Raw genomic sequence first — 7,624 nt, 5'->3', positions numbered from 1 at the left:
CAGGCGCGCTCCGCGAACAGCGTCTCGCTCGGCATGCCGTCGTCGTGCGGATTGCGCAGCGCCAGCACCAGGCGGCCCGCCTGCTGCGCCATCGTCAGCTTGCTGACCTGCGCCAGCGGCACCGTCAGCACCGCGGTCTTGGCGCCTTCGCGCCGGTTCATCATCTGATCGGGCGTGGCGCCACGCGTGTCGTTGACCGCCTGCACGCCATAGGCCAGCACGCGCAGCCGGGACAGCAGCAGACGCGCCTGGCTGCCTTCGATCTCCTGGCTGTCGCGCCGAAGCACGAGGAAGACATCGACCAGATCGCCGGGACGCACGCGATGGCCCACGCCGATCACTTCGTCGACGGCGATCGCCACGGCACGCTCGCCTTCCGGCACCTGCGTGGCCAGGCCGCCGGCCAGCTGGCTCTCCAGCACCGGCACGTTGGCGCCCAGCGCCACCAGCGGAATCTGGCCGGCCACCGCTTCGACGGATTCATAGCCGCCGGCCGGATCGATTGGCAGCATCTCGACCTTCAACGCGTCGGCGCCCAACGGCTTGCCGGCCTCGACCGCCTTGGTGGTAATCACGACCGCGTGCAGCGCCGCTGGGGAAGACGAAGATGGCGCCGGCGGCTTGGCGGTCCTGCGCCCGACCTGCCAGGCCAGCAGCGCCAACAGCGCGGCCAGGGCCAGCAGCACGATGGCGACGATTCGGATTTGTTTGCTGGTCATGATGGAGTCCCGGTGCGCGGTGCCGCCGTGGCGATCGAAAAGTAGCGAAAGCGGAAGCAGAAGCGGGGCATGGCGCGCCTCAGATGTCCGGCGCCAGCTGCGCGACGGCCGTGCCCATCAGCGTGTCGGGCATCGGCACGAAGGGCACGCGCGGCAGGATATTGGTGGCCGGCAGGCGCAGCGTCACGTTGACGCAGACAGTGTCGGCCGGCGCGGCGCAATCGCTGGCCGACGCAATGTCGCCACGCGAGGCGAGCTTCGATTGAATGGTGGCGGGCAGCGTGGCCAGCGCGGTGTTGGCTGCCGCGGCCACGCGCAGGTCCTGCGTGGCGGCGAGACTGCCGTCGGGCGCGCCAGCGGGATAGCGCAAGGCCGCCCGTGCGCCTTCCGCTGCGGCGAGCGTCAGCATCTGCTCGAGCGCGAGGATCATGCCGTAATAGACGATCCCCAGCACCAGAGCGAGCAGCACCGGCAATACCACCGCAAATTCGAGCGCAGCAATCCCCCGCTCGCGGCCATGCCGGCGAACGATTCCCCTTCGCCCCTGTTTCATAGACAAACCCGGTTGCATTTATCTGTGCGCCAACCGGTGGCGCATTCCGCCCTTCAGGAATGGCCCTGACCGACCGATATCCATAGGAGCACACCCACGGCGAGATAAGCGGCATAAGGAATGCCGCGCGACGGGTCGGTCATCGCGGCAAACCAGCGCATGCGTCGTGGCCATTGGCCCACCGCGGCAATGAGGCCGCCACGTGCCTCGGCATGGCGAAAGGCAAGAACGAGACAGGCATGGATAAATGCCAGCAGCGTCCCGGTCAGCCAGACCGGCAACAGGCTCGACGGTCCGATGAAGAACCCCACTACCGCGAAGAATTTGACGTCGCCGGCCGCCATGCGGCCAAACAGATAGGCCGGCAGCATGACGGCAAAGCCCAACGCGAATCCGAGCACGCGCGCCGCAAGCGGCAACGACGAGTCGTAGCCGAGCGCAGACACGAGAGCCCCCGCAATCAGCGCGAGCGCCAATGCGAGATTCGGTACTTTGCGGTAGTGAAGATCAGTCCAAAGGGCCGTCGCGCAGAGCAGCGCGACGATCAATGCCATGAATGGCGGTCGGTAATTCCGTCAACTGCCCGAGGCCTGAGTCGGTGCAATGATGGTTTGCACCTTGGTGGCGAGCCGGTCGAAGGCGTCGTCCAGATTGTCGCCGAGCATCTTGGCTCCGCCGGCCACTGCCAGTGCGATGAGACCCGCGATCAAGCCATATTCAATGGCCGTCGCCCCCCGTTCGTCCCGAATGAAACGCAAGAACCCCTGTTTCATGATGACCGCTCCTACTTTTATTGCTAGTTATCCCAACACTCTGGATACCGCGTCGATCCGCGCGATCGCCTGGCTCTAATGGCTTGGCTGACCTCGTGCAGCAGCATCCGTGTTCTTTTTATAAAGGAATTTTTTAGTTTCAGCTACATCCGTTTGCGGTCTTGACAAAAGTTTTAAATTGCCCGATTGACAGCATCTTTTGCTGTTGGATCGTCCATCAGGACTACTACCAACGCCCGAGTCGTCAGTGCGTTCCCCTGAATAAAAAAAGATGCGCAGCCGCGGGGATCGTCCGGCTGCGCACCGTCAAGCTGCCTGGCATGGCCCCCGGACTGGTGCCATGGCAGCAGTCAGCGTCGCCTTAGCGCCCAAGCGCTCCGAGCGAGCCGACCAGGCCGGTCACAGGTGCCAATAGCCCGCCGACCGGTGCCAACACACCGCCGGTCTTGCCGCTGCCGGCACCCTTGTCAGAACCACCACCACTGCCCGCCTGCCCACCCGTTTGGGTGAGAGGCAGACCGCCAAGCAGGCCACCGAGCGGATTGCCGCTGCCGCCTGCCGAATTCCCTTCGCCATGGACCAGGCCGCCAGCCGCGGCGACCGTCCTGCCCACTTCCGTCACGACGCCGCCGACCGGGCCCACTACTGGCGCCTTGGTGGCGCTCAGGTGCGTGCCGGTGTGTGCAACCACGCCGCCGACCTTGGTCAGCAGGTTGTCGACCGGCGCACCGAGGCGCGTGGTGGCACCGAGCGCTTGCGTGGTATCGGTCAGCTTGCTGGTCAAGGGCACGATCACCTTGCTGGTCTGGCCCGTCAGCTGTGCGACCGGTCCGGTCGACAGCTTGTCGCCGAGCTTCTCGCCAAGCTGCTGCACGCCGCCGGCCACGTGATTGACCACCGCGCCCACTGGCGTGGTCACCGGCGACAGCACCTTCAGTTGATCCTTGCCCAGCGAGGTCACCAGATCGCCCGTGCTCGACAAGGTATGACCGGCCTGCGTGACGACATTGCCGGCGCTCGCCACGGTCACGCCGACGGGGTTGTCCACCGCGCCCATCTTGCCGAGGCCATCGCGAACGCCCGCACCCAGCGCGGCCACCGTGTTGCCGGCATCGATCACCACCTGGCCAGTGGCATTGCGGGTTCCGTCGCTGACGATCGGCAGATTGGCGCCCTGCACCTGCTTGCCGATTTCCGTGATGGCATTGCCGGCCGCCGTCACCGTATTGCCGGCGCCTTCGGCCACCTGTCCGGTGGGCGTGGTCGGCTTCGACGTGGTCGGCGGAGGCGTGCCGCCGCCACCGTCATCGCCGCCGCCACCGTTGCTCGGCGGGGGCGTCGTCGCAGGCGGCCGCGTACCGCTGCCCGAACCGCTCGACGAGCAGCCCGCCATCATCCCCAGTACGCATGCGCACGCCAGCGCCATCATCACCGGCGCGCGTCGCGTCGAATTCGTCCGCTTCATTGTGTTTCTCCTTGTGGATCGGACCGGCGCGGAACCGTGACCTGTCCCGTGGTGCCGGCGGTCCCCGTGCAGCGGGGACTCGGCCCCTTGGTCCGCAAGGCGCGTGCCATCGGCGGAAACCATGCATGCCGCTCCGCTCGGACGGCGCTGTGCATCACCCGCAAAGCCTTGTATGACGCGGCTTTCCGGGCGATGCCCCGGCACGGAAACGAGGCCGCACAAGCTCGCGTGGCGCGGCTTCGCGACGTTACGTGCTACGTAACGTGTTACGGCGTCCATCGCCACACGCCCGCGTCCGCGAACACCGCGCCGGCCGCATCGCAGCGATCCCCTACACCCCCTTCGATGTTCCGTTCGCGCCGTAGCGCGTTACGTAACGCGTAACGCCGCAACACGCTGCGCGCATGGCCTTGCGCGGCCTTCGCGCGGCGCTGTTCATTTCCCGCAAACCGTTGCGCCACAAGGCTTTGCGGGGAGCGCGCGAGCTCTGCCATGCGCGCGGCGCACAGCCCTTCCATCAGTGGCACACCGCTTGCGCTTGTGATGGCAGCACGGTGGCGCAGTGCGTCCAGTGCCTTTCAACTCGGGAACGTCCAAACACGAGAACACTTGTTGACCAGGGGATCAATGATGAAAAAAACCAAGACAACCTTGACCGCCACGGCGCTGCTCAGCGCATTGCTGCTGCTTGGCGGCTGCGCGAGCGGCAGTGGCTCGACCTCGATGGGTACGGGCAGCAAGGGAGGCGGCGGCACGGTCGGTGACACCAATGGCGGCACCGGCAGCCCGAACGGAGGTGGAACCGGTGGTGGAAGCGGTGGTGGTGGTACTGACGGTGGCGGCAGCGGCGGTGGTGGCACCGGCGGCGGCGGTACCGGTGGCGGCGGCAGCGGTGGTGATGGCGGCGGCGGCGGTGGTACCGGCGGTGGCGGCGATGGTGGCGGCGGTGGTGGTGGTGGCGGCGGTGGTGGCGATGGTGGCGGCGGCGGCGGCACGCCGGTACGCAGCCCGACCGGCGAAATCATCAACAAGACCGGAGACGTGGTCAGCAAGACCGGCGACCTCATCGGCGGCATCGGCGAACAGCTTCAAACCGGCGTCAACCTGCCGGTGGTCTCGAACCAGACGCAGAGCGGTGTCGGCGGCGCGATCGTGTCGGTCGGCAACGCGGTCGACTCGCTGGGCACCGGACTGAAGGACGGCCTGGGCAATATTCCGAACAGCGCCAACCCGATCGGCACCACCGTCGCCAGCACCGGCAACGTGGTCACCCATGTCGGCACCGCGGTCAGCCAGGTCGGCAGCGCCGTCAGCGGCGTGGGCACCGGCCCGCTGTCACCGCTGGGCGCGGTGACCTCGCCGGTCGGCGCGCTGGTCGACAAGGTCGGTACCGGCGTGCAGACGCTCGGCGGCACGCTGGGCACCGTGCTGTCGACCGGTCCGGTCGAACAGCTGACCAGCGGCGTCAGCCGCGCGATCGTGCCGCTGACCTCGCAGCTGACCAGCACCACGCAGTCGCTGGGCGCGGCCACCGGTCTCGGCCAACCGGTCAACAATCTGCTGACCGTGGTCGGCGGCACCGTGGCACAGCTGGGCGGCAAGCTGCAGCAGACCAATACGCCGGTCGTCAGCGGTGTGGGCGGCGTCGTGACCGGTGCCGGCAACACCGTTGCCGCGCTGGGCGGCGCGGTGCATGCGCCGGGCGCGACCCCGAGCGGTCCCCTGGCTCCGGTCGGCAATCTGGTCAGCGGCCTGACCGGCGGACTGGCCGGCGGCGGCAATGGCGGCACGGGTCCGCTCGCCCCGGTCACGAACCTGGTCAGCGGGCTGACCGGTGGCCTCGCCGGCGGCAACCACGGCGGCAGCGGCAGCGGCCCGCTGGCACCGGTGACCAATCTGGTCGGCGGCGTGGTTGGCGGTATCACCGGTGGCAACAACGGCGGCGCCGGCAGCGGTCCGCTGGCTCCCGTCACCAACCTCGTCGGCGGCCTGACCGGCGGTCTCACCGGCGGCAGCAACGGCGGTGCCGGCAGCGGTCCGCTGGCGCCCGTGACCAATCTGGTCAGCGGCGTGGTCGGCGGTGTCACCGGCGGCCTGACCGGCGGCACGGCTCCGGCGCCGGCTCCTGCTCCCGCTCCGGGTGGCACGGGCGGTGGCGCGACCACGGGTCCGGTGACCGGCGCGGTCGGCGGCATTGTCGGCGGTGTGCTCGGCACCGTCGGCGGGCTGCTGGGGGGTCGCCGCTGATCGGGGCCTGATGGCCACCTGATGCGCGCCTCCGTACGCGCGCATCGCCTCACTCAGTCCTGCAGTACAGCCGGTCTCCACTTCGATAAGCGCGCAGGCAGCGGCAGCCTGCGCGCCGGTGGAGAACCGGCTTCCACAGCCGCATCCGTTTTATTGTGAAAGGGGATTGACCATGTCGCGCACGCACACTCGCGTCGCCATGCTGCTGCTCGGCCTCGGGGCCTGGCAAGGCGGCATGCATCCAGTTCTGGCCGCCGATCCGCGCAGCCCGGTCCAGGGGGACCCGACTCAAACGCTGCCGAAGATCGCGCCGCCCAAGCCCACCGGGGAAGTCAAGGTACAGGTAGAACGTCCGGACCCGGCCATGCAGAACCTGCTGTCGGCCAAGCTGACGCCGGCACGCTTCCAGATCGAAGGCGTCAAGACGCTGCCCTTCGACCAGATTGCCGACAAGTTCAAGCCGCTCGCCGGCAAGGAAATCACGGTCGCCGAACTGCTGCAGGCCGCCAATGCGGTCACCGAGATGTACCAGCAGCAGGGCTATCCGCTGTCGTTCGCCTTCGTTCCCGCGCAGTCCTTCGAGAACGGCAATGTGCTGATCACCGTGGTCGAGGGCTATGTCGCGCGCGTGACCATCCGCGGCAATGCGGGCCCGCTGGAAAATCGGCTGCGCGCGATCGCGGAACGGCTGAAGGAAGAACGGCCGCTGACGCGCGCCAGCTTCGACCGCTATTCCAGCGTGCTGGGGCTGCAGCCCGGCGTGCAGGTCGGCGCGACGGTGCAGCCGCCGACCACCACCGACGGTGCCAGCGAAATGGTGCTCGACGTCAAGCGCAAGCCGATCGCATTCGGCACCGGCGTCGACTACATGTCGCCCGGCGTGCGGGCGATTGCAACGGCAACCGCCAGCGGCCTGACGCCGCTCGGCGAGCAGCTGACGGTATCGGCGCTGTTTCCGAAGGGACGCGACGACGAGGAGTACTACGCGCTCGGCTATGCGCAACCGATCGGCACCGAAGGGCTGATCGCGCGCGTCAACGCGTCGCACTATCGCGGCGTGCCGCAGAACGCCACGCTCGAGCAGATCGGCTTCAATCGGCGCTACGTCAATGACAACAAGCGGCTCGGCGCGAGCCTGAGCTATCCGCTGCTGCTGAGCGCGCGGCATTCGGTGACGCTGAGCGGCGGTCTCTACGGCACCGACCAGTTCGAGCGCTATACGCAGGCCGGCACCGATCGCTCGGTGGCGATCGGTACCAATGTGCGGGTCGTCAATGCGGAGCTGGCCTATGTCCAGCGCAAGGAAGGCGTCTCGCGCAGCGCCACGCTCGGCCTGTACAAGGGCGTCGATGCGCTGGGGGCGCGCCGCGAGAACAATGCCAACGACCTGAGCTTCCTGCGCACGCGGCTGCTGCTGTCGCAGGCCACCGACCTGCCCTTCGGCTTCGGCATGGCGGTGTCGGCGGCCGGTCAGTACAGCGGCGACCGGCTGGCGTCGAGCGAGCAGATCAGCTTCGGCGGGCGCTTCTTCGGGCTCGGCTACCCGGCCGGCGAAGTGGCGGGCGACAAGGGCTGGGGCGCGTCGGCCGAGATCAGCCGGCTGTTCGGCATGGACATGACCTATCTGAAGACGCTGCAGCCGTATGTGATGGCCGACGTCGCGCGGGTCTACTCGAACAGCTACTCGCTGACGCACCGCTCGCTGTCGTCGGTGGCGCTGGGCGTGCGCTTCTCCGACCGGCGCTACTACACGCTGGACCTGTCGCTGGCGCAACCGGTCGGCGACAAGCCGATCAATGCGGAGCGCCGCTCGCCGCGCATCAACGCGAGCTGGTCGTATCAGTTCGATTGAGGTTTGCGCATCCGT

Annotated in this window: 8 protein-coding genes; 2 read left to right on the top strand and 6 right to left on the bottom strand. The window is 68.0% G+C overall.

The annotated features are described in order from the left end of the window. From cpaB to B551_RS26155, 6 genes are all read right to left on the bottom strand, one after another. Nucleotides 1-719, bottom strand: a 719-nt coding sequence (cpaB, locus tag B551_RS16410) for a Flp pilus assembly protein CpaB (RefSeq protein WP_023264565.1), incomplete at its 3' end; no start/stop codon positions are given. Between the two features lie 79 nt (nucleotides 720-798). Further along, the gene (locus B551_RS16405; RefSeq protein ID WP_023264564.1) at nucleotides 799-1,272 is read right to left on the bottom strand and encodes a TadE/TadG family type IV pilus assembly protein; all 474 of its coding nucleotides are present in this window, start codon (nucleotides 1,270-1,272) and stop codon (nucleotides 799-801) included. Between the two features lie 53 nt (nucleotides 1,273-1,325). Further along, a complete protein-coding gene (locus B551_RS16400) occupies nucleotides 1,326-1,826 on the bottom strand; it encodes a prepilin peptidase (protein ID WP_331710749.1) in 501 nt (166 codons plus the stop codon). Between the two features lie 21 nt (nucleotides 1,827-1,847). Next, a complete protein-coding gene (locus tag B551_RS16395) occupies nucleotides 1,848-2,045 on the bottom strand; it encodes a Flp family type IVb pilin (RefSeq protein WP_023264562.1) in 198 nt (65 codons plus the stop codon). A gap of 361 nt (nucleotides 2,046-2,406) precedes the next feature. Then, nucleotides 2,407-3,510 carry a collagen-like triple helix repeat-containing protein gene (locus B551_RS16390; protein ID WP_006577881.1) on the bottom strand — a complete coding sequence of 368 codons (1,104 nt, stop codon included), beginning with the start codon at nucleotides 3,508-3,510 and terminating at the stop codon, nucleotides 2,407-2,409. A gap of 266 nt (nucleotides 3,511-3,776) precedes the next feature. Beyond that, entirely contained in the window at nucleotides 3,777-4,028 is a 252-nt protein-coding gene (locus tag B551_RS26155) for a hypothetical protein (protein ID WP_157072007.1), read from the bottom strand. 112 nt (nucleotides 4,029-4,140) lie between these two features. On the opposite strand from B551_RS26155, the gene B551_RS16385 reads away from it, so the two are divergent. Both B551_RS16385 and B551_RS16380 read left to right on the top strand, forming a co-directional pair. After that, the gene (locus B551_RS16385; RefSeq protein WP_043440312.1) at nucleotides 4,141-5,757 is read left to right on the top strand and encodes a collagen-like triple helix repeat-containing protein; all 1,617 of its coding nucleotides are present in this window, start codon (nucleotides 4,141-4,143) and stop codon (nucleotides 5,755-5,757) included. 172 nt (nucleotides 5,758-5,929) lie between these two features. Continuing rightward, nucleotides 5,930-7,609: a ShlB/FhaC/HecB family hemolysin secretion/activation protein gene (locus tag B551_RS16380; RefSeq protein WP_023264560.1), complete on the top strand. Its 1,680-nt coding sequence runs from the start codon at nucleotides 5,930-5,932 to the stop codon at nucleotides 7,607-7,609. Nucleotides 7,610-7,624: the final 15 nt, after the last annotated feature.

Origin of the sequence: Cupriavidus sp. HPC(L) (assembly GCF_000307735.3) — a bacterium.
Lineage (GTDB): Bacteria > Pseudomonadota > Gammaproteobacteria > Burkholderiales > Burkholderiaceae > Cupriavidus.
Note: the sequence above shows the minus strand (reverse complement) of the source record. Positions and strands in the feature narration are given on the sequence as shown.

Coding starts and splice junctions, on each gene's coding strand:
- B551_RS16405 (WP_023264564.1), bottom strand. CDS start 1,272: ATGAAACAGGGGCGAAGGGGAATCGTTCGCCGGCATGGCCGCGAGCGG.
- B551_RS16400 (WP_331710749.1), bottom strand. CDS start 1,826: ATGGCATTGATCGTCGCGCTGCTCTGCGCGACGGCCCTTTGGACTGAT.
- B551_RS16395 (WP_023264562.1), bottom strand. CDS start 2,045: ATGAAACAGGGGTTCTTGCGTTTCATTCGGGACGAACGGGGGGCGACG.
- B551_RS16390 (WP_006577881.1), bottom strand. CDS start 3,510: ATGAAGCGGACGAATTCGACGCGACGCGCGCCGGTGATGATGGCGCTG.
- B551_RS26155 (WP_157072007.1), bottom strand. CDS start 4,028: ATGGAAGGGCTGTGCGCCGCGCGCATGGCAGAGCTCGCGCGCTCCCCG.
- B551_RS16385 (WP_043440312.1), top strand. CDS start 4,141: ATGAAAAAAACCAAGACAACCTTGACCGCCACGGCGCTGCTCAGCGCA.
- B551_RS16380 (WP_023264560.1), top strand. CDS start 5,930: ATGTCGCGCACGCACACTCGCGTCGCCATGCTGCTGCTCGGCCTCGGG.